Genomic DNA, 23,115 nt, shown 5'->3' on the forward strand with positions numbered 1-23,115 from the left:
CTAACGCACCGCCGCCAGCGCCGCGCGCCGAGGGCGGCGGCTCAGCCGGCGCCCGCGTTCTCGTGGACCACGTGCGGGCACCCCTCCACCCGGCAGGTGTCCTCCAGCAACGCGCGGATGGCCGGCGTCACCCGCAGGTTCTGCGCAAAGCCCACCATGTCCGCGTAGAGCTGGTTGTGGGTGCGCTCGTAGCGGCGACGCTTCGGGATGGCGGTGAGGAAACCGGCCCGCACCGCGCCGTTGAGCACCGAGGCCGGGTCGACGATGCGACGGCCCGACAGCAGGCCCTTCTCGTCGAGCGAATCGCGCCGGTAGTGCCCGTCCGGCCGGACGAACTTCAGGAACAGGAACCGCAGTTGCAGCGCGGTGGGGCAGGGACCGACGAAGTGGCGCTCCCGGCGGCCGTCACCGCCGAGCAGGCGGACGAAGTCGTTGACGTCCTCGATCGCCGGACGGCTGTCGATCTCGACCGAGACGAAGCCGGTGAGCTGCCCGAAGTCGGCCTCGGCCAGACTCGGCAGGCAGGCGTCGAAGCGAGTGCCGTGCAGCGTCGCGTCGGACAGGTCACAACCGGCCATCTCGCAGTTCTGGAAGCGGGTCGACTCCAGGTTCGCGCCGCGGAAGCTGACCTCGGCCAGCGACAGGTTCGCGAAGGTCAGCCCGGACAGGTTCTGCCGTTCCAGCGGAGCGTGCGGCAGCAGCCGGTCGCAGTCGGGAAGCCCGAGCAGCACCTGGAGCATGTTGCGGAACGCGGTCGGCGCCGTGGTCGCGCTCGCCAGCCGGGTGAGCAGTTCCTCGCCAGCGGCGAGTTCCCTGATCCGCGCGCACAACACGCGGATGGCGAAGGAGTCCGGCGGGAAGGGCCGGCAGTCCAGCAGTTGCGCGAATCGCACCGGGTTCACCGCGAAGTACCGGGCGGCCCGGTCGCCGATCTGATGCTCGAAGATGACGTCCTGGGCGAAGCGCACCCGCTGCCGCTCCGACGCGGCACGGAAGACCGGCAGGCGGCAGATGGCGTCGGTGCAGCGTTCCCGCTCCACGTCGGAGAGGTCGGCCGGGAGCACGAAGGCGGCGAGTTCGCCGATCTCGTGGACCGGCACACCCCGGTTGTCGTTCTCCAGCTCGGCGACCGCGACGTCGCTGATGATGTCGAGGAGATCCGCCCGGTTGACGACGTTCTCCTGCAACTGCTCCTTCTTGTACTCCCGGTCCATGATCGCGTCCACCGCGTCGTGGACCAGGTCCATCTCCGAGTAGTCGTCCGGGATGCCGTCGGTCTGACCGAGCGCGACCCGCTCGGCCAGCAGTTCGGCGTAGTACGGGGTACCGCAGAGCCGCATCAGCTGCGGCTTCGCGTCGACGATGTCGAGCAGGCGGTGGTCGTCGTCCTGAAGGCGGATCCGCGCGAACGTGCGGATCGACTCGGGTCGCCAGGGCAGCAGGCGGAACTCCTCGACGTACTCGTGCGCCACCGCGAGGAAGTCACGCAGTGCCTGGTTGGAGCTGAGCAGCGAGTCCCGGACGCAGAGCAGGATGCGCGGCGTGGTCGGGTTGTCCGGCCGGGCCACGATCTCACGGATGTACTCGAAGAAGTCGGGGTCCTGGGCGATGACCTCGTCCAACCCGTCCAGCAGCCAGCTCGCGAAGCCCTGGGTGAGCATCCACTGGAAGGTGGGCTGCTTGACCGGGCGGGCGACCTCGGTCTGCAACAGGGCGTCGACCATCGGGCCCAACGCCGGCGCGCTCGCCAGCGCGGCGTAGTCGGGCAGCAGCGGCAACGGCCGGTAGGCACGGCGGAGCTGCTTCTTCGCCTTCTGGAAGTTGGCGTAGAGCGTCGCGAACAGCGACTGGAACAGCACGCTCTTGCCGAAACCGGCGGGCGCGGTCACCAGGACGATCGGGCGGTCCCATCCGCTCTGGCTGTCGAACCGGCGGGCCAGCTCGGTCAGCAGGTCGTCGCCGACCGCGCCGGTACCCACCGCCCGGAAGGGCTGCGGTGTCCGCCGGCGAGCCGCCGACTCCCCGTCCCGGGACAGTTGCTGCGCGGCGGTGCCGGCCATCGCCGACGTCGGTGAGTCGTCCCACTTGAACCGGGCGTCGAAGAACTGGATCGGCACCCGGATGTCCACGTTGAACTCGTGCTTGGCAAGCCTGCGGAACTCCGTCGACAGGCCCTGGGTGGACTCCACGAGCAGGAACTTCGCCCCCGGCGTACGGGCCTCCTCGGCGAAGCGTTGCAGAAGGCTCGCCTCCCGCCGGTGCAGGTCGTCGGCGTCCGGGACCGCGGGGCACCAGACGGTCATGTGCTCGCTGTTGTCCGCGTACGCCGCACGGCGGGCCCGGACCACCTCGGCCCGCGTCTGCACGGGAACCGACCACCCCTCCGACTCGAGGAACGTCACCGCCTCGTCGTAGAGCGTCATCGATCATCCTCCATCAGGAATCGGAAGGGTTCCCATCTGTCGTGACCGCCGACGACGTGCAGGAACGCGCAGGCCCGGCTGACCGCGATGTAGCTGGTCGTCCAGTCCTCGTCCCCGTCGTCGGCGTAGACAACGGCCGGTGCCTCGCACCCGTGGAACTGACGCACCGTGCACACCGCCAGGCCGTCACCACGCAGTCCGGGGCTGACCCGCACGCCCTGGCCGGCCAGTGCCCGGCGGATCGCGGCATGGCTGCCCTGCGTCGCGGTCACCAGGACCGCCTGGCTGGTCGCCAGGTCCTTCACGATCTCCACGACCGCGTCCACGCAGGCCCCGACGAGATCCGCCGTGCCGTCGGTGAACCGGGGCCGCCGGCCGTCCGGGCCGGTGAACGGCGTGTGCGCCCCGGAGACGCGTGCCACCAACTTGGCGATGGGCAGCGTGTTGCGGCAGTTCTCGGTCAGCCAGAACTCGTTGAACGCCCCGTCCGGACGCCACGTGCCGGACCGGTCCCGCTGGTACGGGTCGGCGAACAGCACGACCGAGCCGTCCGGCCGGACGAGTTCGCGCAACGCCACCAGCAGGTCCTCGTCGTGGCTCTGCGCCTCGTCCACGATGAGGCAGTCCAGCGGTCGCCCGTACGCCTCGACCAGGCTCAGCACGGTGGCCCACAACGGCTCGCCCTCGTACCCGCCGATCCGGTCGGCCCCGAACAGGTCGCACAGGACGTCCTGCGGATCGCCGGAACTCACCCCCGGTACCCGCAACTGGCGGCGGATCTCCAGGCGCAGGTCACGCTGCTGCCCGATCACCGCCACGCGCAGCCCGCGGGCCGCCAGTTCCCGCGCCCGTTCCTGGGCCAGCAGGGTCTTGCCGGTGCCCGCCGCGCCGAGTACGAGCGACGCCGGGCGGCGGGACGTGCCCGCCAGCACCTCCAACTGCCGCCCGGTGAGCTGGATCTGGCGCCGGGTCAGGCGGTCCAGGTCGTCAGCGGCCAGGTCGACGTCGTAGCGCAGGGTGCGCGCGACCACCGCGCTCGGCGCCAGCGCCGCCAACGCCTGCTCGAAGTCCGACCGGCTGGTCCATCCGCGCTGGTCCCAGTGGGCCATGACGCGTTCCACCAGGACCGGCGCATGCTCCAGCGAGGCTGCGGTCAGCACGATCGTGTCCGGGGCGTGCGGACCGAGGTTGCCCGACGGCCGCCCGTCGGTGAACACGACGCAGTGCCCGGCCGGCACCTGCCGGATACCCGTGCTGCGGCGCAGCCAGTTGGCCAGCGCGTACCGGTTGCGCACCGCCTGGTCGAACGGATCGCCGAGCGGCACGTCGGCGCCGCGCCGGGAGGCGAACCACTGCCGGTCGGTGACCCGGTAGCCGCCGTCCTTGACCTCCATGATCAGCAGCCCGTGCCGGGGATGGAGCAGGACGAAGTCGGTCTCACCGATCCGGAGCCGGGCCTGGCCGGAGTCGACGTACGCCAGGTTGTGCAGCACGCACCACGAGTCGTTCAGGGAGCGGAGACGCTCGAAGACGACCCGCTCGCCGCGCGTGGCGTTCGTTCGCTGATGCCGCGGGAAGAAGCGCGCCAAGACCGCCTCCGGGCGGAAGACGAACAGGAAACCTCATTGTCGGTGGGCGGCAGCCAGGCATTCCACCACCTGAATTACCGTCTTCTGTAGACGATCGGTCACCTTGAGGTCACGCACCGCACACCGAACTGACAGGCATCGTGCCCGAACGGATGAAGCGGCAACGGCAGGACGGGGGGACAGAATTCGGATACAAGCACCTCGATCAGCTCGGGGAGGAATGCGCATGCCGGTCGGGAACACGGGCGTCCTGCTCGTCGACTGGGACAACCTGGCCGGCGCCGTCATCGGTCGTGGCCACCTGGTCGAGCGGGGCATCGTCGACGCGCTCTGGAGCGACGCGACCACCAGGTGCGGTGGCCACCTCCAGTACAAGCACATGGCGGCGGTGCGGTTCGACGGCAGCATCACCACCGCCATGACGGAGCACCTCATCGACGCCGAGGTGGTGGTCAGCCTGAAGGAACAGGCCGACATCCACCTCACCGTGCTCGCCATGGACTACCTCCACCAGGGCTGCGGTCAGTTCGTGCTGGTCACCGGTGACCAGGACTTCATCCCGTTGATCCGCCGCCTGCTGCGGGACGGCTGCCGGGTGACGGTCGTCTACGGCGACCCGGACCGGCTCTCCCCGCAGTTCCGGAGCATCCTCACGCTGCCGGGGCTCGACTCGATCTGCATCGACGACATCTACTCGCTCCGGCAGCCGCCCGCCGCCGACTGCAAGGCCCTGCTCGGCCTGGTCGAACTGCAACGACGCGGTGTCATCCTGGGCGGACGGGAACAGGCCGAGCGCACCGCGACGCTGGCGCAGTGGGGCGTCCTGCCCGACGAGGACGAACTGCGGTACTGGGCGCTCATCGAGTCCATCGGGCAGAAGGTCACCCGCACCGACGCGGCGGTACGCGCCAAGGACGGTTTCCTGCCCCGCCCGATGACCCGCGTCTACGTCGACCTGAACGCCGGCCGGTTCACCGATCTCGTCGCCGTCGACTACGCCGTGCGGCGCCTGGCGGCCCGACCGAAAGGGCTGACCGCCACCCAGCTCCGCAGCGGGCCGTTCCAGTCCGACGACGGATCGCGGCTGTTGCGCGTGCTCGACGCGCTCACCGCCGTGCGGCTGGTGCGCAGGGGCGCCGACGACACGTACTCGGTGACCACCGATGATCTCGCCCTGGGCTATCTGGAGCCGCTGTGGCGGGTGCACGCGGCCCTGACCATGGAGTCCTTCCGGCAGCAGCGGCGTTCCATCCCGTACCGGAAGCTGTCCGGGCTGATCGGCGCCGGCGGTGTCGGACAGGGGCCGAACCGACGCGCCGCCGGCGCGGTCAGCCAGGCCATCCGGTACGCCGCCACGGCCGGCGTGATCGACGCGGTCGCGGTCGACGGCGACCGTCACGCGATCGCCACCGACTCGGCGTTCGTCCGGCCGATCGAGAACGCCTACCACGAGCTGTACCGCGCGTTCGCCGATCGCGGCCCGAGCCCGGTGCCGGAGAACGAGATCCTGGAGTTCATGACGGTGCGGGACCGGACCCGGGCAGAGCCGGTGTTCGGCTACGACTCCCGCGACCGGCACCGGATCCTGCGGGTTCTCGCCCAGTCCCGGGCGCTCACCTGGCGGGACGAGAAGGTCACCGTTCCGCGTACCCGATGGGGCGACGCCGGATCGTCGTTCGCCTAGGGGCCGTCGTGCTCCGCCGGGTCCGGGCCCGCCTCAACGCCGTCGGACGCCACGGGCTGGTGTTCGCCGGGGCGGTGGCGACCTGCGCCGCAGTGGCCGCCGTGGTGGTGGCGGTCGCCGGCCCCGGTCAGCGGGCCGCCCCGATCGTCGGCTCCTTCGCCGTCATCGCCTCCACGGTCGGCGCGCTCGCGGCGATCCACCTCTCCCGGCAGGCGCTGGCCCGCACCGACCGGCAGCTGGAGGAGACCCGCCGCTCACTGGTGCTGAGCCGGTACCCGCTGCTGCTCCCGGTACACCAGGCGGTGGCCTTTCCGGACTCCGGCGGCATGGTGACGCACCACCCGCCCGCCGAGGACCGGTTCGCGCTCGCCTCGGCGCCGGAGCCGGCGTACGCATTCCTCGCGATCACGAAGAACCGCCTGGTCGTCCCGGTGGAGAACGTCGGCGAGGGGCCGGCGCTGCGGGTCAGCGGGACGCTGTGGTGCTCGGACGGCCGCAGCGGCCCGGTCACCGGGGTGTCCGCGCTCGGCGCGGGCCGGAGCGGCGTGCTGGCGGCCGTGCTGAGCCACGACGGGCGGCCGACACCGGAGCGGTTGCGGGCGATGGTGGCGCGGGACACCGGGCCGGCCATCGCCTACCAGCTCGACCTGCACTACGTCGACGTCTTCGCCAACGCCCGCCGGACGACCGCACTGTTCGACCCGCGGGGACGCGGCGCGTGGCAGCACTCCTACGACGACGAATAGCCCTCGTTGAAGCCCTCCACGAACCCGCCCGCGAACCCGGAGAGGACACATCCGGCACAACACAGGATCACCAGCAGCGCCGGCACCGCGACCCAGAGGACTATCGCCCACCTGCCGTTCTCCTGGGCCGGCGGCGGCTGCACGAACGCCTGCGGCGGGTACTGCGGCGGCGGGTAGTGCGCCTGCTGCTGGTACGGATCCGGCTGGTACGGATCCTGGTAGTACGGGTCGTGAGGGTGCATCCGGCCATCGTGCCCACCGACCGCAACCGCCGGAACACCCGAACGGCCGGAAAGGGGAAAGCCCCAGCACGAGGCTGGGGCCGGGTATTGAGACGGCTCGGACAACGACTACATGTCAGCTCATCGTCGCCAGCCACCATCTCCCCTATGAGCAAGGTTAGGGTCACCCTCCGCAAGCGTCAACTCGGTCACCCGTACGAGTTGGGACGCCGATCATGCCATCCGAACAACCCCTCGTCCGGCCCGGTGGGCATCGAGGTGGGTCAGCACCGTCTGGTTGGCCTCCCAGCCGTCCGGGAACTTCACCGGCACGTCCAGGTGCACCCGCTCGGTCGACGGATACGCGTCGAGCAGCTCACCGATCCCGGCCCGCGCCACCACCACGCACGCGTGCCGGTGCCGTGACGCCAGCACGCACAGCCGCCCCGACTCCAGGTGGAACGCGGTGGCGTCGCGCCGGCCGGAGAGCGGGTGCAGCACGATCGTCACGTCGTACTCCCGGCCCTGGAGCCGGTTGGCGGTGTCGACTGTGATGCCCGCCCCGGCCGCGCCCAGCCGGGACCGGATGGCCGCGACCTGGTCGCGGTGCGCGGCCCCGACGGCGATCCGGTCCGCGGTGACCGGCGCGCCGCCCGGCGCGGCCTCGCTCACCGCGACCGCGCCGCGCCACAGCACCCGCAACGCCAGCTCCGCGCAGGCCGCGGCAGCCTCCCCGTCGGTACGCACGGTGTGCCGGGCGGGCAGCTCGTGCAACGCCCAGCCGGTGGCGGCGGCCACCTCGACCGAGGCGTCGTAGGCGTCACCCGCACCCGCTTCGGTGAACGTCAGCGCGCGGTCGGACGGCCCGGTCCCGGCGCGGAACCCGGTGAACGGGTAGAACGCGGCGGACACCACCGGGGCGGCCGAGTCGGGCAGCCGCCACGACACCGGCAGCCGGTGCACCGGCAGCTCCGGGTTGTGCCGCAGCAGCGTGGCCACCGCCGACTGCATCGGATCCCAGGTCAGACCGGTCCAGCGGAACGTCTCCACGGTGCTGAACGGATCGAGCTGACCGGGGTCGCCGACGAACAGCGCCCGCTCGAACCGCCCCGCCACGCGCAGCAGCGCGTCCGCGCGCATCTGGTACGCCTCGTCCACGATCGCCCACGGCCAGCTCCCCTCGGTGACAGTGGCCCACTTGGCCGCCGTACCGATGGTGACCGCCGGGCCGCCCAGGTCGGCGACCTTCGCTGCGACCCGGACCGCCGGGTGGGCGGTGACCCGCTCGGTGGGCCGGTAGTCGGTGGCGGAGAGCCGCCCGACGCGCAGCTCCGGCGCCCTGCGGCCGAGCCGGTCGATGAGGTCGTCCACCTGCTCGTTGGTCTGGGCCACGATCATCAGCGGATCGCCGGTGGCGGCGGTCTCGACGGCGGCGCGGACGACGAGGGTGGACTTCCCGGCGCCGGGTGGCGAGTCCACGACGACGCCGCGGTGCGTGCCGTCGCGCAGATCCCGCAGCACGCGCTGGATCACCTGCTCGGCTTCGTGCAAGGAAGGGCCCCCTTTTAACGTCTCCGGTAGAGGCGGGGCCCCTTCTTAACACGCCACGGGGTAGGACCGCGCGGCGACGCCAGGGAGTTCATCACCCATCGATCACCTTGCACCCGGCTGCCACACTCGCCGTCAGGGACGACGGGGGAATCGCAGGTGAGACGATGGACCTTCACCGCAGTCGCATCGGTTGTGTCATCGCTTTCGTCCAGCTGCCGTTCGGTCTCTGCATGGTGCTGTTCGGGCTGGGCGGGAGCACCCTTCGACTGATCGGCGGGCTGATCCTCGGCGGACTCGTCATGCTCGCCGGCGTCGCGGGCGTCGTCGAGGCGGTCCGGCCGTTCCGGTTCCACATCAGCCTCGAAGGATTGACCGTCCGGACGGCCGAGCTGAACCGGCTGCTGCCCTGGGCGGAGATCGACCACCTGGTCCTGTACCAGCCACCTCCGGTGCTGGCCGGCAAGCGGATGCCGTCGCCGTTGCTGCTGCTCGTACCCGCACCCGGGTCGACCCTCGACGTCCCGCTGACCCACTGCAGCCCGTTGGACGACCGGCCCTGCCTGCTCCTGCTCGAAGTGCACGACGTCCGGGAGAAGACGGACCAGGTGGCCGACGCCCTCGCCCGGTACGGCGGCAGCCGTTTCACCGACCACCGCCAGCTCGTCCGGCAGCGTTTCGACTCAGCCCGCTTCCCGGTCGAAGCGCGCGGATACGACCGGGCTGCCGTCGACGCCCTCGTGCAGAAGGGCCGGGAGGCGCTGCGGTCGGAGGATTTCCTGGGGCGGCTGGGGGCGAAGGCAGAGGTGGAACTCGCCCTGGCCGAGTTGCCGCTCGTCGCGCACGGTTACGACCGCGTCCGGGTCGACGCGTTCCTGCGGGACCTGTCCGCCGCGTTGGGACGGTTCGAGGAGGGCGAGGAGGAGTCCGGTTGACGTGTCCGCACCCACTTACCGCCTCGTACCGCCTATGGTTTGCGGGCGAGCAGCCCGACGAAGGTGTGGTAGGTGTCGGTCTGCTGCGGGGCCGGCGCGTCCGGGTCCGGACGCCACTCGGCCAGCGGCACCAGGCCCGGCTCCAGCGGCGTCAGCCCGTCGGCGAAGGCGAGGATCTCCTCGTCGGTACGCCAACGACCGGTGCCGAGCGACTCGTTGAACACCCGCTCGACCTCGCGGGCCTTGCGGGAACCCTCCGGATCCCGCTCACCCGGGTCACGGAAGTGCGAGATCGCGACGTAACTGCCGGACGGCAGCGCGTCGATCAACGCCGCCGCGACCGATCGCGGGTCCTCGTCGTCGCCGATGTGGTGCAGGATCGCGAAGAGCAGCAGCCCGATCGGGCGGTCGAAGTCGAGGAACCGGCGGACGTCCGGGTCGTTGAGGATCTCCTCCGGCTCGCGGATGTCGGCCTGGATCACCGTCGCGGTGCCCTCCGCGGCGAGCAGCGCCCGCCCGTGCGCCAGGACGATCGGGTCGTTGTCCACGTACACGACACGGGCAGCCGGGTTGTGCTCGACGGCGACCTCGTGCACGTTGCCCTGGGTGGGCAGCCCCGACCCGATGTCGAGGAACTGGTCGATGCCCGCCTCGGTCACGAGGTGGCGGATCACCCGGCGCAGGAACGCCCGGTTCGCCTGGCCGGCGGCCGGCCCGTCCGGCGTGATCCGCAGGGCGTGCTCGGCGACCTTCCGGTCGACCTCGAAGTTGTCCTTCCCGCCCAGGAAGTAGTCGTAGACCCGGGCCACGCTGGGAACGGTGACGTCGATTCCGGGCGGTGCGGCCTTGTCGCGGGTCACAGGCGTCTCCAGGCTCCGTGGGCGGTTCCGGGCGTTTTCGGGGAGTGTAGCGACCGTACAGGGTGGATGGTCGCCCCGTCTGGGATCGCTCCCACCGGTCCGGCCCGCCACCAGGACGTTCATCGATCGACACGCCGAGGTCATCGCAGCTCCGCCGCCTCGCACCACCCGTCGTGACCATCCCGGTGTCCGCAGCGCCCGCTGCCGGGCAGCCGCACGTCACACCAGACCCGGTACCGCAGGTGCTGCGCGTCCTCCTCGCTGAGCGTCGTCTCACCGAAGTCGACGGCATCCAGGTGCCCGAGCGACCGCGCGAGCGCGGCTGCCAACTCGGCGGCGACGTCCCGGCACGTCAGCGTGGTCGGCAGGTGGATTATCCAGCGCGGCTCAGCCATCGTGGCCGCGCCGCCGGCAGCCGTTGTGGCGGGACTGCCACTGCCGCAGCGCCTGGCGGATCCGCTCCGACTCGGTGCGTGCCGTGGTCAGCTCCCGGTGCAGGCGGTCCATCTCGTCGGCGACCCGGCACAGGTAGTCGTGCACCTGCGCCGGGTCCAGGCCACGCCAGCGGGTGTCGAACACGGCGCTGCGCACCTGGTACGCCTGCACCCGCTCCCCGGTCACGTAGATCACGACGTCACCGCCCCGACCACCACGGCCTCGTCGGGCAGCCCGGCCGCGGCGAGCGTCGCCCTCCCCCACCGGGCCAGCCGGCAGGGGTACGGGACGCGCTCGCTACGGCACAGCGGTCCCTGCGGCCAGTGCTCGGGCACGTGTACGCGCACGGCCAGCGCGGCGACGAGTAGTTCCTCGTCGGTGACAGGGGTGAGGACGGGGAAGTCGGCGAGTACGGCGGGCATCGGCGGGCGCCTCCGGGTCGAGGTCTCGTGGAGTGGCGCCGGGGCGGGCGGGGACGGCGGGAGCCGCGATCGGGGGACGCGGTGCCACCGGAGCCCGGCACCCGCCCCGGGCCATGTGCTGACCCTCAGTCCTCCTCGGCAGGAGACGCATGCCCTGCTGATCGTGGCCGCCATACACACACTGCATACGCTCGGTCACCATCCGAGACGCCGGGCGATATGCACGGTGCGTATACCGGGCCGCTCCGGAACGGGTTGAATGGTTAGGCTCGACTTCGGACACAGGTTCTCCGCGAACGGCGAGGTTGCCGGTGACACCTGCGAACTGCCCCCGTTGCGGCGGCCGCCTGGCGCGCGACAACGGCACGGGACGCTGCGCGCCCTGCCAGGCCGCCGAACGCGACCGCCTCAGCACGCCGCCCGCCGTACCCGATTCGTTCTGGGACCATGAACCGGTACGAACGGCGCTGGCCCGGCGGCATCTCGGGCAGGTGATCCGGGCGTACCGCCACCACCCGTACCACGGGCGGAGCCCGCTGCCGCAGAGCGTCGTCGCGGGGTGGCTGGGGATCACGCAGGCGCAGTTGAGCCGGATCGAGAACGGGCCAGCCCTGGTGCATCTCGACCGGTTGACGCATTGGGCGACCGTGCTCCGCATCCCGCCGGATTGGCTCTGGTTCGCAGTCCGTCCAGACTCCCCGGTGAGCGCCCGGGCCGACGGGAATCGCGCAGCACCAGACCTGGGGCGGCGAACACTATTGGCTGGCATCGCGGCGGTGTCGGCAGGATCCGGCTTGGTCGGCGTCACTGGGGAGCCCCAGCCGCGCCGCATCGGCAGTGCGGACGTGTCTCGGTTGCACGCGGTGCTGGAGCTCTATCGGTCGGTCGACTACGAATGCGGCGGTGGCCTGCTCTATCGGGAGGTAGCCCGATTCGCGGAGTCGGTGTATCGGATGCTCGACTGGTCGCACTCGGCCGGACTGACACCGCGCCTGGTCGCGGCGGTCGCCGCGGCTCGTCAACTGGCGGGCTGGACCGCGCTCGACGCAGGCCGGCACGCCGATGCCCAACGGCATTTCGCCGCCGGCGAGCGGGCGGCGGTAACCGCTGACGACGCGCCGCTAGCGGCCTTGATTCGGTACTCCCAGGCCAAGCAGCTACAACACCTTCGGCACAACCAGGACGCCGTGGCCGCTCTGCGACTGGCCGGCTCGGAGCTGGGATCGCGGGCAACACCGGCGGTGAGGGCGTTGCTTTGGGGCGCGGAGGCTGCCTCGATAGCCGCCCTCGGCGACCATCGAAGCGCGCTGACCCTTCTCGGTCAGGCGAGCGATCAGTTCGAGCTTGTGGACCCCGAGCGGGAGCCGGCGTGGATGGCCTTCTACGACCGCGGTGAGCTGCTCGCCCAGTACGGTCGTGTGTACCGCGACATGGCCCGGCAGACCGGAACGCAGGCGACGCAGGCCGTACGGAGCGTCGAGGAAGCGATCATTGCCTTCGGCTCGGCGAACGTACGCAGCGTGGTCCTGAACGAGGTCGGCTTGTGTAGTGCGCTCTTCCTCGCCGATGAGCCCGAGCGGGCGGTCACTGTCGGCACGCGCGTGGTGGAACAGTCACGTGCGTTGAGTTCCAGTCGAGTGGTCGATCGAGTGGTCAATCTGCGCCGCGACCTCAGACGGCATCGCCACCTTCCCGCCGTCGCCGAATTCGAACGGACGCTCACCGCACGGGCTGCGGCCACGGTATGAGCGGGCGTTTCTCCGAGGAAGCGATGGCCCGGGCCATGCGGGAGATAGCCAGCGGACTTGAGGTGTCGAGCGAGGGTGTCCGCCTCCTGCGGCTGACCAACAACGCTGTGTTCGCGTTGCCGGAATCCGGGCTTGTCATCCGCATCGCGCGGACGCACCGGCTCCGGGACCGGGTGACGAAGGTCGTTCAGCTCGCGCGATGGTTCGCAGATCTGGACGCGCCGACGATCCGGCTGGCTCCGGGCGTGACACAACCAGTTGAAGTCGGCGACATGGTGGCCTCGGTGTGGACCTACGTGCCACCCACCGCGCCTGCTCCGACAGTGGATGACCTCGGCTCGGCGCTGCGGCGGTTTCATAAGCTTGGAGCCCCGCCTTTCCCGTTGGCCGCCTGGGATCCGATCGGGGACGCGCGTCGACGCCTGGCGGATGCCGACGGGCTGAGCGCCCACGACTACGACTATCTGGTGGAGTGGTGCGACCGCTTGGAGCCCCAGATCGCCGACCTCAACCAGAGGGCGTCCCACTCGCTCATCCACGGGGACGCGCACGTCGGCAACCTGCTCCGGGATGCGTCGGGCGGCATCCTGTTCTGCGACTTCGACGCCACTTGTCTCGGACCTTGGCAGGTGGACCTGGCAGCGGTCGCCGTGGGCGAGGCCCGCTTCGGGAAGGCTGGGGAGCATCGGGCGCTCGCCGATGCGTACGGGTACGACGTGACGTCCGACCGCGACTGGCCACTACTGCGCGAGGCCCGCGAGCTCAAGATGATCGCTGCTGCTACGCCGCTTCTCGCAAGTTCGGCGAGCGTGGCGGCCGAATTCGCCAACCGATTGAAGTCGGTCACACAAAGCGATCACGGTCTGCGTTGGAAGCCATTCGCTGATCTCGTCTGATCGCCCTTCACCGAGCGGCTGCGGCTCGGTGGGATGCTGGTCTCGTGCGGGAGAATCTGCGACTACGCCGCCAGACCGCAGCAGAGGCCGAGAGCCTGATGGACCAGCTTTTGGACGTGTACCTCGACGCGCACGCCGACGACGGTCCGCGCTACACGGCCGAGCGGTACGAACGGCAGCTCGCGGCGCACATGCCCCAGGAACGCTGGGAGCTGGTGACGGCCCGCGTCGATGACGAGCTGGTCGGTTACGTCTACGGCTTCCCGCTCGGAGCCGATACGCGTTGGTGGGACGGCATCCACGAGCCGGTGCAGGACGGCTTCACGAACGAGAACGGGCGCCGGACTTTCGCAGTCTGCGAATTGCTGGTGCGGCGATCGTGGCAACGCCGGGGTATCGCGCGGGCGCTCCACGACCGGCTCCTGAGCACCCGGCGGGAAGAGAGGGCGACGCTGCTCGTACGGCCTGACAACGCCGCCGCTCAGCAGGCGTATGACTCCTGGGGTTGGCGACCGGCCGGGTGGCTCCAGCCGACGCGCGAGGGCGCGCCTCTGTTCGAAGTCCGCACGAAGGAACTCACATTGAGTTCCTAGAGCCCTCAGAGCACAAGCCGCAGGGCCTTCTTCCAGCCTGCGACGCCATGCCATAAGTCGCCGCGGTCCGGTCGGACCTACGTGGTTCCCGATCACTAGCCGTTCAGTGGAAGGAGGGCCGTGGTTGGCATGACAGTATGTCGATCATGGCAGATGCGGCTCTCGATCTCCGCCTTCGCAAAGCAGCTGCTGCTTGGCTGACCGAACGAGCACAGCGCCAGCAGGAACTGGCGACGAAGGCAGAGCTAGCGCAGTTCACCTTTGAAGGCCGACGAGTCGCTCTCCTGGATCCACAGCGCGGTATCCGTAAGCCTGCGTTTCTTGATGCAGCGCTGTCCATCCGCACAACGTTCACCCCGCCGGGCCACCCACCGCCCTACGAGGACCGAGAGGGACCGGACGGGCTCCTCCGATACAAGTACCGTGGAAACGACCCCAACCACCATGAGAATGTCGCGTTGCGCCGCGCATACGAACACCGTCTACCACTGATCTGGTTCGTTGGCATCGCACCTGCTCTCTACCTGCCGCGGTATCCGGTGTGGTTGATCGCGGACGAGCCAGAACAACTGCAGTTCGCGGTTGCGCTTGACGAAGCACAGCGATTGATCCCACCGGGAAGCGCAGTCGATACGGATAGGCGAAGGTACGTCGAACGTCTGACGAAGCTACGTCTTCACCAGCCGGTTTTCCGGGCTAGGGTGATACAGGCCTATGGGACGACCTGCGCGATCTGCCGGCTACGCCACCGGTCGCTGCTGGATGCTGCCCACATCATCCCTGACGGCCAACCGGCGGGCGATCCGATCGTGCCCAACGGCCTAGCCCTCTGCAAGATTCATCACGCGGCGTTCGATCAGAACATCATCGGAATCCGACCCGACCACCGAGTCGAGGTGCGTCCCGACATCCTGAAGGAAGTCGATGGACCGATGCTGCGTCATGGAATCCAGGAGATGCATGGATGCCACATTGCGCTGCCTAGGGAGCGCTCTGCTCATCCCCATCGTCAAAGGCTTGAGGCACGCTACGAGAAATTTCGGGCAGCTGCCTAGAAGACCGCCTGTTAACTGGGCTCTGTCGGCCGGGCTGGCGCTGGCAGCACCCGGCCCAGCAGCACCGCCACCCCACCCGCGACCACCCCAACCATCGTCCCGGTGACCAGGCTCGACATCACCGCCGCACCCCGCAACAACGCCTCCCGAGCCCCCGGCTCCAGCCCGGCCAGCCCCGGCGCGTCCATCCCCAGCGACGAGTCCCAGAACACCTGGTGACCGGCCGCCAGGAACACCCCGTACAGCGCCCCGATCACCACGATCGTCAGGAACGGGCGCGGTGGCCGCCGCCACAGCACGGCGGCCACCCAGCACAGCGGCGGCCCGACCGCCAGCAGCGCAGCCACGACCGTGCCCTCCGGCACGACGTCCAGGTCGTGCAGCGCCACGCGCGGGGCGGCCAACGCGGCGAGCGCAACCAACGCCGGCCAGGAGAACCCGAGGGTACGGCGACCCGCGCTCATCGCGTCACCTCCGCCGACCCGGAGCCGGATGCCGAAGCCGGCGCCGAAGCGGGCACCGAAGCCGACGCGGGAGCCGGAACGGACGCGGTCGAGCGCACGAACTTCAGCAGCGCGACGAACGCCAGCACGGCCGTCACCGCACCTCCGGCGAAGCGCACCCAGTGACCGGCGACGAATTCGGCCGCCACCTGGCGCAGGTACTCCGGCGAGTGCGTTCCCACCGGGTCCACGAACATGATCTCGTTGCGCGGCCAGAAGAAGACAGCGGAGAACACGAACTCGCAGACGACGAACACGGCCGTGGCGCCGGCGACCCACCAGCGCAGCCGGCGGTCGCGCCAGGTGAGCAGCGTCGCGGCGACGCTGCTGAGGATCACCGACGCGCCGAGCGGCGGGAAGTAGTCGTGCGGGCCGCCGTGGACGAGGAACTCGCGGGCCCGGTCGAGCGAGGCGGGCGCGTCGTTGAAGATGTTCGGGTAGAGCATGACGGTCTCGGCGGCGACCCCGCCGAACGACATCATCGACGCCCAGACCATCACAATAAGGGCGAGCCAGGTCAGTCTTGTGCGTACCACGAGGGTTCTCCTCACGTTTTGGGGACGCCATCGACGCTAGGTCGGCTGTCCCCGGCCGTCGTCCGCGTGGCCGCGCGACCGGATGTCGCTTCTCGGCGTACGCCTCGGGGTCGTCCCTGACGCCTGCGGACGACAGCGGTGAGGGTCCGCGCGGACCTAGGCTCGAAGGCGTGCCCGACACCTCGCCCACCCGCGCCGATGTGCTGCTCGCGGCGGCCACGCTCGGCCTGGTCGCGGTGGCCGTGGCGGCCGACCGGCCCTCGCCCGGCGGCGCGGCGCTCGCCGTCGTGGTCGGCGCGGTGCTCGGCGGGCTGGTGCTGTGCGCCAGGCGGTGGCCGCTGCCGGCGCTGGTCGCCACGGCGGTCGTGATCCTCGGGTACTACGCGCTGGACCTGCCGCCCGTCGGAGTGGCCGCCCCGGCCGCCGCCGTCCTCTACCGGGTGTCCGAACGCGGGCGTGTCGTCCCGGCCGCCGTGGTGGCCGGGAGCCTGCTGGCCGTGTCCGTGGTCGCCCGGCTGGCCGAGGGCGACGACATCGCGGTGGTCGTCGGTACGGAACTCGGCTCCGAGGCGGCGTTGCTGCTCGCCGTCATCGCCCTCGGTGACGCGGTACGCAACCGCAGGTCGCTGCGGGCGGCGCTGGTCCGGCAGGCGGTCGCGGCCGACGAGGAGCGCCACCGGGAGGCGGCCCGTCAGGTCGAGGCGGAACGGCTGCGCATCGCCCGGGAGGTGCACGACACGCTCGGGCACACCATGTCGGTGATCACGTTGCAGTCCGCCGTCGCCCGGGAGGCACTCGCCGACAGCGATCCGGCGCAGGCGGAGAATGCGCTGGCCGCCATCAGGTCGGTGAGCGGCAGCGCGATGGCGGAGCTGCGGGCGACGCTCGGCACGCTGCGCCGGGAACCCGGTCCACGGGAACCGGCCCCCGGCTTCGACCGGCTCCCGGCGCTCGTGGACGGCGTACGCCGGGGTGGGCTGACTGTCGACCTGCGGATCGAAGGTCCGGTGGACACGCTGCCGGCGGTCGTGGGCAGCACCGTCTACCGGGTCGTGCAGGAGGCGTTGACGAACGTCCTGCGCCACGCCGATGCCACCCGGGTCACCGTCACGGTCCGCGCCACGCCCGGCCGGCTCGCGCTGGAGGTGGTGGACGACGGCCACGGCGGCCCGCCCGCCGGGCGCAGGGACGGGACGGGCCAGGGCCTGCGCGGCATGGCCGAGCGGGTAGCCCTGCTCGGCGGCACCGTAGAAACCGGCACCATCCAAACCGGCAGCACCGGAGCAACCGCCGCAACCGGCACGGGCGGCACCGCCGGCTTCCGGGTGTCGGTCCACCTGCCACTGACGGGAGTCGCCGCGTGAACCCGATCCGCGTCGTGCTCGTCGACGACCAGCACCTCGTACGCACCGGCCTGCGCGCGCTGCTCGACCGGGCGCCGGACATCGAGGTGGTGGGCGAGGCCGGCGACGGCGGCAGCGGCCTCTCGGTGGTACGGGAGCAGCGGCCCGACATCGTGCTGATGGACGTCCGGATGCCCGGCGGGGACGGACTGGAGGCGACCCGGCGGATCCTGACCGACCCGATGCTGGACGGCGTGCAGGTCGTCATGCTCACCACGTTCGACGACGACGAGTACCTGTTCGAGGCGATCCGCGCCGGGGCGGCGGGTTTCCTGCTCAAGGACACCCCGCCCGACGCGCTGCGGGACGCGGTCCGGACCGTCGCCGGTGGCGACGCGCTGCTCTCCCCCGCCGTCACCCGGCGGGTGCTCGCCGCGGCGGCCCGTTCACCGGTGGCCGACCCGGCGCGGCTGGCCGGACTGACCGCACGGGAACGGGACGTGCTGGCGCAGGTGGGCGCCGGGCGGTCCAACGCGGAGATCGGGCAGGCGTTGTTCCTGAGCCCCGACACCGCGCGTACCTACGTGAGCCGGCTGCTCCAGAAGCTGAACGCCCGCGACCGGGCGCAGCTCGTCGTGATCGCGTACGAGAGCGGGCTGGTCCGCCCCGGCGAGGGCTGAGCCGCGCCGGGGCGGGTCACAGTCAGGTCGACGCCGCGTCCGCAGGTGCCGGTGCCGCGTGCCGGCCGCCGCCGTTGCGCCGTTCGTCGCCGTGCCCCGGCCACCACGCCTTGTGGCCGATCAGCCCGGTCAGCGCCGGCACGAAGAACATCGACATGACGAACGCGGACAGCACGATCCCGATCGCCACCGCGAAGCCCATCTGCTGGAGGAACGAGATCGGCGCGAGCATCAGCACCCCGAACGTGCCGGCCAGGATCAGCCCGGCCGCGGCGACTGTCGGCCCGGCGTGTTCCACCCCGATCGCGGCGGCCTGGTGCGGTTCGTGGCCCTCGCGCGCCTCCTCGCGTAGTCGGGCGATCATCAGGATGTTGTAGTCGGTGCCGATCGCCACCACGAACAGGTAGAGGATGATCGGCAGCTGGAACGTCACGCCCGGGTTGCCCTGGAGCCCCTGGAACACGTAGACGGTGGCGCCGAGCGTGGCGGCGAAGTTGAGCAGCACGGCGATCACCAGGTAGACCGGCGCGACGAGGCTGCGCAGGAGCAGCGCCAGGATGATCGCGATCAGGAGTGCGGCCACCGGCAGGATCACCGACAGGTCCCTGTTGTTCGCCGAGTTGATGTCCGCGAAGATCGCCGTGGTGCCGCCGACGAGTGCCCTGGTGCCCGGCGGAGCCGCCTCGTGCAGGGACTTCCGCAGGTCGTCGCGTACGAGCGTGATCGCCTCGTTGGACATCGGGTTCTCGTTCAGCAGCAGGCTTATCCGGACGACGCTCGGGTCGGTGGCGCTGCGCTCCGGCGGCTGTGCCTGCCCGACGCCGGGTGCGCGCGCCGACGCGGCGGCGAAGTCGTTCACCTGCTGCTCGGTTAGCGGGGTGCCGTTGCCGGTGGTGAGGTAGACCTCGGTGGGCGCGAGCGCCCCGGCGGCGAACCCGCGCTGGAGGTCCTGGGCGGCCCGCGCCGACTCGGTGTCCTGCGGGAAGCCGGCGCCGAAGTCGTAGTCGGCCTTGTAGCCGAGCACCCCGGCGGCGAGCGCGACGAGCAGCGCGCCCGAAGCGGCGGCCACCACGGCCGGGCGGCGGCCGACGACGGCGCCGAGCCGCCGGGACAGGGTCGCCTTGGGCGGGCGCTGCCACGCCTTCGACGGCCAGAACACCCACCGGCCGAGCAGCGACACGAGCGCCGGGATCAGGGTCAGCGAGGTGACGAGCATGACGCCGACGGCGATGGCGAGCGCCGGGCCGAGCGACCCGAAGAAGCCGAGCGAGGCGAGCAGCAGCACCAGGAACGCCACGATGACCGCACCGGCGGCGGAGGTGATGACCTCGCCGACCCGCTGCACCGAGACGACCATCGCGGTGCGCTTGTCGTCTCCGGCGCGCAGGCGCTCGCGGTAGCGGAACAGCAGGAACAGGATGTAGTCGGTGCCGATGCCGAACAGCACGATCAGCAGGATGGTCTGGAGGTCCTGGCTGACGTTGAGGTCGAACGCCTTGCCGGCGGCGGCGACCAGCCCGGTGGTGACGGACATGACGACGCTGATGACCACGACCGGCAGCAGCGCGGCGATCGGGCTGCGGAAGATGATCAGGATCAGCCCGATGATGAGGACGATGGTGGCGACGCCGACGACGGCGAACGCGTCGTTGAACGTGTCCTCGTTGTCGACGAAACTCGCCACGTCGCCCGCCACCCCGGCGGTCAGGCCGCTGCCGGCCAGGTCCGGCCCGAGGGCGGCGCGCAGGTCGCGTACCGCGTCGAGCAGGCCCGGGTCGTCGGGGCTGTCGGCGTCGAGACCGACGGTGACCACCTGCACGGACTTGTCCGGTGCGACGGCCTGCGGGCCGGTGAGGTAGCCGGAGGTCTGCGGGATGTTCCGGGCCTTGAGCGCGGCGGCCAGTTGCCCCACGCGCGCCTCGTCGGCCGCGGTCAGCGGTCTACCGTCGCTGCGTTTGACGACGACCGTTGCGGTGGCGGTGGCGGCCTGCGGGAACGACTTCGCGCCCAGCTCGGTGGCCTGCACCGACTCGTAGGTGCGCGGCAGGAAGCTTTCCTGGTCCGCGGAGGTGATGTCGCTCAGTGAAGGACTGGCGGCGATGATCGCGATCGCGGCGACGACCCAGCCGCCGATCACCCACCAGGCCTTGCCCACGACGAATCTGCCCAGGCGCTCGAACATCGTTTCCCCCGTGTGTTCGGCTGTGTCGCACGCGATCCTACGCTGCGTGAGCAATCCCTTTCGGACGGCTCGCGGACTTTCGTCGGTGATCCGGGTGGTCGAGGATCGACGGATGAGCGCGACGCTGCCCGGTCCCGGAGTGCTGACGGCCTGGTTGGCGGCGACGGTGCCGGCTCCGCTGGTCTTCTTCGAGTGGACCCACAGATGGGAGGAGGACCAGCCGGTCTCGACCGCGCTGTGGTGGCCCGTGCTCGCGTCACCGGTGCTCGCCGCCGTGCTGGCGGCCCGGCAGCCCCGGCGGCCCGGGGTGGCCCTGGGCGTGTCCACGCTGGTCGCGACGGCGCTTCTCGCGTTGTCACTGGCGCTCTTCCGGTGGGTCGTGCCGCTGACCGGCGAGGCCCACTGGGGGCGGGCTCTGCTCGGCGGCGCGGCGCTCGCGGTGGCCGGAGCGCTGATCGGGTACGCCGCCGGCGGGCGCCTGCCCCACCGGGCCCGCCCGGCGTCGCGGCGCGGCTATCTGATCGGCGGGCTCGCCGTGGTGTTCGGCGCGCTGCTGGCCCAGTCCGCGGTAGGGCTCGGCGCCGAGGACAGCACGATCGGGCAACCCCCGCATGAGTACGGCGGCGTCGGCCCCTACTCGACGTCGGCAGGCCGGTTCACGGCACCGGCCGCCGGGGCGTACGCGATCTTCGCGGTGGGCTTCTCCCCGGCGGACCCGGACTGCCGCGTCACCGGCGGCGGCGCGGAGGTCCGGACGGCCGAGCCGGTCTCCGTCCCGCCGGGCGACTACGGCAGCGACGCCGCCACCTATTCCTGGGTGGCGACCGTGCGGGTGCCGATGCCGGGTAGGTGGACGCTCGACTGCCGCACGACCGACCCGGAGGCGTCCTACGTGGTTGGTGACGTGCCGGAGATCCGGGGCGCGGTCGGCGAGGTGATCCACTGGCCGGTGGGCGTGATCTGGCTGCTCGGCGCGGTTCCCGGCCTGCTGATCGTCGCGGACACCGCCAGGCGACGGCGAGCCGGTCCGATGGTCGCGATGTCCGGCAGGATGACCGCGTGAACGACGACGAATGGTACGAGCGGCACGGACTGCGTCCGGCAGACGTCGAGCCGGTGCGGTCGATGCTGCGCGAGCAGATCCGTCTCGGTGCCGATAACGACAGCGCCCTCATCCACCTGGGCTGCGAGCAGTTGTTCCTGCACGGTGACCTGGCCGACGTACTGCTGATCTGGCAGGCCAAGCACTCCAGCTTCGACGCCGCGTGCTCCGTGGAGTGGCAGTTGCTGTGCGGGGCGGGGCGGGAGCAGACGCTCGCTCACCTGCGGACGCTCGGCACGGCGGAGGCGGCCGAGGTTCTCGCCTACCTGTCGGCTGTCGATCCCGAGGACGTAGCAGCGTTCGACGTGGCCGAGCAGTCTCACTGGTACGTCGAATACCACGGCGGATTGTCGTAGGGGTCTCGTAGCCTGGCGCGGTCATCGACGATCGCAGGGAGGCGACGTGCTCGACCACTTCTCCGTAGCGGTACGCGACCTGGAGGCGAGCGGCGCCTTCTACGACGCGGTCCTCGCCCCGCTGGGCGGGCGGCGGCTGATGGAGCCCGGCCCGATCGGCTACGGCGTCGACGCGCCCGACTTCTGGGTGGAGCCCGCGCCGTCCGGCGCCACGCCGGTGCCGGTGCACATCGCGTTCACCGCCGCCGACCGCGCGACGGTGCGCGCGTTCCACGACGCGGCGGTGGCAGCGGGCGCGGAGGTGCTGCACGCGCCGAAGGAGTGGCCGGAATACCACGCCGCCTACTACGGCGCGTTCGTCCGCGACCCGGACGGCAACAACGTCGAGGCGGTCTGCCACCGCCCGGAGTGACTCCCGGCGCATCCGGGAGGCAGGATGGACCGGTGGAGATCGAGCCGGTCGAGCACGCTCCCGTACGCGCCATCCGCCGGGCCTGGCTGGCGCAGCGCTGGCACGATCTCGCCTTCCTGCACTGGGCGGTCCCGCCGGAACGGGTGGCGCCGCTGCTGCCCGCCGGCACCCGGCCGGACACGCTCGACGGGCTCACCTACGTCGGGCTGATCGGGTTCCGGATGGTCGGGCTGGGGCTCGGCCGTGGCCCGGGCGTGCCGTACTTCGGCACGTTCTGGGAGACGAACGTCCGGCTCTACTCGGTCGACGGCTCGGGGCGGCGCGCTGTCGTGTTCCGCTCGCTCGACGCGTCCCGCCTGGTGCCGGTGCTGGTGGCCCAGGTGAGCCTGCGTCTGCCGTACAAGTGGTCGGCGATGCGGCTGGACCGGACCGGTGACACGCTCACCTACCGCTGCCGCCGCCGCTGGCCCGGTCCGGCCGGCTCGATCAGCCGGATGGCGGTACGCGTCGGCGCGCCCATCCCCGAGCCGACGCCGCTGGAACACTTCCTGACCGCCCGCTGGGGCCTGCACACCCGGGCGTACGGCCGCACCCGCCACCTGCCGAACTGGCATCCACAGTGGCCGCTGCACCGCGCCGAGCTGCTGCACCTCGACGACGAGCTGGTCACCGCCGCGGGCCTGCCCGCACCGGACGGGCCGCCGGTGAGCGTGCTCTACTCCCCAGGCGTACCTGTCGTCTTCGGCGGCCCCACGTCGGTCGGGTGACCGCCACGTTGATCGACGCCAGGTCGCCGCAGTGGCGGCATCCGGCACACCGGAACACCGCCACTTCCCCGAGGTGGCC

The 23,115-nt window shown here is 71.1% G+C and carries 24 protein-coding genes; 13 read left to right on the plus strand and 11 right to left on the minus strand.

The features are described from left to right. Positions 1-41 precede the first annotated feature (41 nt). Positions 42-2,423 (minus strand): pentapeptide repeat-containing protein, encoded by a 2,382-nt coding sequence (locus BFV98_RS13880; RefSeq protein WP_071096583.1) that lies wholly within the window; start codon positions 2,421-2,423, stop codon positions 42-44. Beyond that, positions 2,420-4,012 (minus strand): nuclease-related domain-containing DEAD/DEAH box helicase, encoded by a 1,593-nt coding sequence (locus tag BFV98_RS13885; protein ID WP_013474179.1) that lies wholly within the window; start codon positions 4,010-4,012, stop codon positions 2,420-2,422. The genes BFV98_RS13880 and BFV98_RS13885 overlap by 4 nt, the downstream gene beginning before the upstream one ends. Positions 4,013-4,238: 226 nt before the next feature. Between BFV98_RS13885 and BFV98_RS13890 the strand changes: the two genes are divergently transcribed. Then, positions 4,239-5,696 (plus strand): NYN domain-containing protein, encoded by a 1,458-nt coding sequence (locus BFV98_RS13890; protein ID WP_013284296.1) that lies wholly within the window; start codon positions 4,239-4,241, stop codon positions 5,694-5,696. An 8-nt stretch (positions 5,697-5,704) separates the two neighbouring features. After that, on the plus strand, positions 5,705-6,442 hold the full coding sequence (locus tag BFV98_RS13895) for a hypothetical protein (RefSeq protein ID WP_013284295.1): 738 nt from the start codon (positions 5,705-5,707) through the stop codon (positions 6,440-6,442). Here the strand turns inward: BFV98_RS13895 and BFV98_RS13900 are convergent. Both BFV98_RS13900 and BFV98_RS13905 read right to left on the minus strand, forming a co-directional pair. Then, complete coding sequence (locus tag BFV98_RS13900) at positions 6,427-6,684, minus strand: hypothetical protein (RefSeq protein ID WP_013284294.1); 258 nt, start codon at positions 6,682-6,684, stop codon at positions 6,427-6,429. The genes BFV98_RS13895 and BFV98_RS13900 overlap by 16 nt on opposite strands. Positions 6,685-6,897: 213 nt before the next feature. After that, positions 6,898-8,214: an AAA family ATPase gene (locus BFV98_RS13905; protein ID WP_071096585.1), complete on the minus strand. Its 1,317-nt coding sequence runs from the start codon at positions 8,212-8,214 to the stop codon at positions 6,898-6,900. Between the two features lie 164 nt (positions 8,215-8,378). On the opposite strand from BFV98_RS13905, the gene BFV98_RS13910 reads away from it, so the two are divergent. Further along, positions 8,379-9,146, plus strand: coding sequence for a hypothetical protein (locus BFV98_RS13910; protein WP_071096587.1), 768 nt, complete (start codon positions 8,379-8,381; stop codon positions 9,144-9,146). Positions 9,147-9,178: 32 nt separating this feature from the next. Here the strand turns inward: BFV98_RS13910 and BFV98_RS13915 are convergent, their stop codons facing one another. The 4 genes from BFV98_RS13915 to BFV98_RS13930 all read right to left on the minus strand — a co-directional run bounded on the left by BFV98_RS13915 (position 9,179) and on the right by BFV98_RS13930 (position 10,863). After that, positions 9,179-10,006 (minus strand): SAM-dependent methyltransferase, encoded by an 828-nt coding sequence (locus BFV98_RS13915; RefSeq protein ID WP_013284291.1) that lies wholly within the window; start codon positions 10,004-10,006, stop codon positions 9,179-9,181. A gap of 140 nt (positions 10,007-10,146) precedes the next feature. Then, on the minus strand, positions 10,147-10,401 hold the full coding sequence (locus BFV98_RS13920) for a hypothetical protein (RefSeq protein WP_071096589.1): 255 nt from the start codon (positions 10,399-10,401) through the stop codon (positions 10,147-10,149). Continuing rightward, positions 10,394-10,636 carry a DivIVA domain-containing protein gene (locus tag BFV98_RS13925; RefSeq protein WP_071096591.1) on the minus strand — a complete coding sequence of 81 codons (243 nt, stop codon included), beginning with the start codon at positions 10,634-10,636 and terminating at the stop codon, positions 10,394-10,396. The genes BFV98_RS13920 and BFV98_RS13925 overlap by 8 nt, the downstream gene beginning before the upstream one ends. Next, positions 10,633-10,863 carry a hypothetical protein gene (locus BFV98_RS13930; RefSeq protein WP_071096593.1) on the minus strand — a complete coding sequence of 77 codons (231 nt, stop codon included), beginning with the start codon at positions 10,861-10,863 and terminating at the stop codon, positions 10,633-10,635. The genes BFV98_RS13925 and BFV98_RS13930 overlap by 4 nt, the downstream gene beginning before the upstream one ends. A gap of 311 nt (positions 10,864-11,174) precedes the next feature. Between BFV98_RS13930 and BFV98_RS13935 the strand changes: the two genes are divergently transcribed. The 4 genes from BFV98_RS13935 to BFV98_RS31495 all read left to right on the plus strand — a co-directional run bounded on the left by BFV98_RS13935 (position 11,175) and on the right by BFV98_RS31495 (position 15,155). Further along, positions 11,175-12,611, plus strand: coding sequence for a helix-turn-helix domain-containing protein (locus BFV98_RS13935; RefSeq protein ID WP_071096594.1), 1,437 nt, complete (start codon positions 11,175-11,177; stop codon positions 12,609-12,611). Further along, a complete protein-coding gene (locus tag BFV98_RS13940) occupies positions 12,608-13,507 on the plus strand; it encodes an aminoglycoside phosphotransferase family protein (RefSeq protein WP_071096596.1) in 900 nt (299 codons plus the stop codon). The genes BFV98_RS13935 and BFV98_RS13940 overlap by 4 nt, the downstream gene beginning before the upstream one ends. Positions 13,508-13,551: 44 nt before the next feature. Continuing rightward, positions 13,552-14,100: a GNAT family N-acetyltransferase gene (locus tag BFV98_RS13945; RefSeq protein ID WP_071096598.1), complete on the plus strand. Its 549-nt coding sequence runs from the start codon at positions 13,552-13,554 to the stop codon at positions 14,098-14,100. Positions 14,101-14,237: 137 nt separating this feature from the next. After that, positions 14,238-15,155 (plus strand): HNH endonuclease, encoded by a 918-nt coding sequence (locus BFV98_RS31495; protein ID WP_083395276.1) that lies wholly within the window; start codon positions 14,238-14,240, stop codon positions 15,153-15,155. A gap of 11 nt (positions 15,156-15,166) precedes the next feature. Here the strand turns inward: BFV98_RS31495 and BFV98_RS13950 are convergent, their stop codons facing one another. Together BFV98_RS13950 and BFV98_RS13955 are read right to left on the minus strand one after the other, a co-directional pair. After that, positions 15,167-15,619 carry a hypothetical protein gene (locus BFV98_RS13950; RefSeq protein ID WP_071096599.1) on the minus strand — a complete coding sequence of 151 codons (453 nt, stop codon included), beginning with the start codon at positions 15,617-15,619 and terminating at the stop codon, positions 15,167-15,169. Beyond that, positions 15,616-16,194: a DUF1772 domain-containing protein gene (locus tag BFV98_RS13955; protein WP_083395277.1), complete on the minus strand. Its 579-nt coding sequence runs from the start codon at positions 16,192-16,194 to the stop codon at positions 15,616-15,618. The genes BFV98_RS13950 and BFV98_RS13955 overlap by 4 nt, the downstream gene beginning before the upstream one ends. 170 nt (positions 16,195-16,364) lie before the next feature. Here BFV98_RS13955 and BFV98_RS13960 point away from each other — a divergent pair, with 170 nt between their 5' ends. Together BFV98_RS13960 and BFV98_RS13965 are read left to right on the plus strand one after the other, a co-directional pair. Continuing rightward, the gene (locus BFV98_RS13960; RefSeq protein ID WP_030272990.1) at positions 16,365-17,558 is read left to right on the plus strand and encodes a sensor histidine kinase; all 1,194 of its coding nucleotides are present in this window, start codon (positions 16,365-16,367) and stop codon (positions 17,556-17,558) included. Further along, positions 17,555-18,217 (plus strand): response regulator transcription factor, encoded by a 663-nt coding sequence (locus tag BFV98_RS13965; RefSeq protein WP_030272992.1) that lies wholly within the window; start codon positions 17,555-17,557, stop codon positions 18,215-18,217. Before BFV98_RS13960 ends, BFV98_RS13965 begins: the two co-directional genes overlap by 4 nt. 22 nt (positions 18,218-18,239) lie before the next feature. On the opposite strand, the gene BFV98_RS13970 is transcribed toward BFV98_RS13965, so the two are convergent. After that, positions 18,240-20,399: an MMPL family transporter gene (locus BFV98_RS13970; RefSeq protein WP_071096601.1), complete on the minus strand. Its 2,160-nt coding sequence runs from the start codon at positions 20,397-20,399 to the stop codon at positions 18,240-18,242. 112 nt (positions 20,400-20,511) lie between these two features. Here BFV98_RS13970 and BFV98_RS13975 point away from each other — a divergent pair, with 112 nt between their 5' ends. From BFV98_RS13975 to BFV98_RS13990, 4 genes are read left to right on the plus strand one after another with little or no spacing between them, the layout of a single operon-like run. Further along, positions 20,512-21,462 carry a hypothetical protein gene (locus BFV98_RS13975; protein WP_071096603.1) on the plus strand — a complete coding sequence of 317 codons (951 nt, stop codon included), beginning with the start codon at positions 20,512-20,514 and terminating at the stop codon, positions 21,460-21,462. After that, the gene (locus tag BFV98_RS13980; RefSeq protein WP_071096605.1) at positions 21,459-21,857 is read left to right on the plus strand and encodes a hypothetical protein; all 399 of its coding nucleotides are present in this window, start codon (positions 21,459-21,461) and stop codon (positions 21,855-21,857) included. The genes BFV98_RS13975 and BFV98_RS13980 overlap by 4 nt, the downstream gene beginning before the upstream one ends. A gap of 46 nt (positions 21,858-21,903) precedes the next feature. Continuing rightward, positions 21,904-22,269, plus strand: a complete 366-nt coding sequence (locus tag BFV98_RS13985; RefSeq protein ID WP_013284276.1) for a VOC family protein — start codon at positions 21,904-21,906, stop codon at positions 22,267-22,269. Positions 22,270-22,301: 32 nt separating this feature from the next. Beyond that, the gene (locus tag BFV98_RS13990) at positions 22,302-23,036 is read left to right on the plus strand and encodes a YqjF family protein (RefSeq protein ID WP_013284275.1); all 735 of its coding nucleotides are present in this window, start codon (positions 22,302-22,304) and stop codon (positions 23,034-23,036) included. Positions 23,037-23,115: the final 79 nt, after the last annotated feature.

Origin of the sequence: Micromonospora sp. WMMB235, assembly GCF_001855515.1 — a bacterium.
Lineage (GTDB): Bacteria > Actinomycetota > Actinomycetes > Mycobacteriales > Micromonosporaceae > Micromonospora > Micromonospora aurantiaca.

Excerpts from the sequence above, each read along its gene's own strand:
- BFV98_RS13880 (WP_071096583.1), bottom strand. The coding sequence starts at position 2,423 with ATGACGCTCTACGACGAGGCGGTGACGTTCCTCGAGTCGGAGGGGTGG.
- BFV98_RS13890 (WP_013284296.1), top strand. The coding sequence starts at position 4,239 with ATGCCGGTCGGGAACACGGGCGTCCTGCTCGTCGACTGGGACAACCTG.
- BFV98_RS13900 (WP_013284294.1), bottom strand. The coding sequence starts at position 6,684 with ATGCACCCTCACGACCCGTACTACCAGGATCCGTACCAGCCGGATCCG.
- BFV98_RS13910 (WP_071096587.1), top strand. The coding sequence starts at position 8,379 with ATGGACCTTCACCGCAGTCGCATCGGTTGTGTCATCGCTTTCGTCCAG.
- BFV98_RS13920 (WP_071096589.1), bottom strand. The coding sequence starts at position 10,401 with ATGGCTGAGCCGCGCTGGATAATCCACCTGCCGACCACGCTGACGTGC.
- BFV98_RS13930 (WP_071096593.1), bottom strand. The coding sequence starts at position 10,863 with ATGCCCGCCGTACTCGCCGACTTCCCCGTCCTCACCCCTGTCACCGAC.
- BFV98_RS13940 (WP_071096596.1), top strand. The coding sequence starts at position 12,608 with ATGAGCGGGCGTTTCTCCGAGGAAGCGATGGCCCGGGCCATGCGGGAG.
- BFV98_RS31495 (WP_083395276.1), top strand. The coding sequence starts at position 14,238 with ATGTCGATCATGGCAGATGCGGCTCTCGATCTCCGCCTTCGCAAAGCA.
- BFV98_RS13950 (WP_071096599.1), bottom strand. The coding sequence starts at position 15,619 with ATGAGCGCGGGTCGCCGTACCCTCGGGTTCTCCTGGCCGGCGTTGGTT.
- BFV98_RS13970 (WP_071096601.1), bottom strand. The coding sequence starts at position 20,399 with ATGTTCGAGCGCCTGGGCAGATTCGTCGTGGGCAAGGCCTGGTGGGTG.
- BFV98_RS13975 (WP_071096603.1), top strand. The coding sequence starts at position 20,512 with ATGAGCGCGACGCTGCCCGGTCCCGGAGTGCTGACGGCCTGGTTGGCG.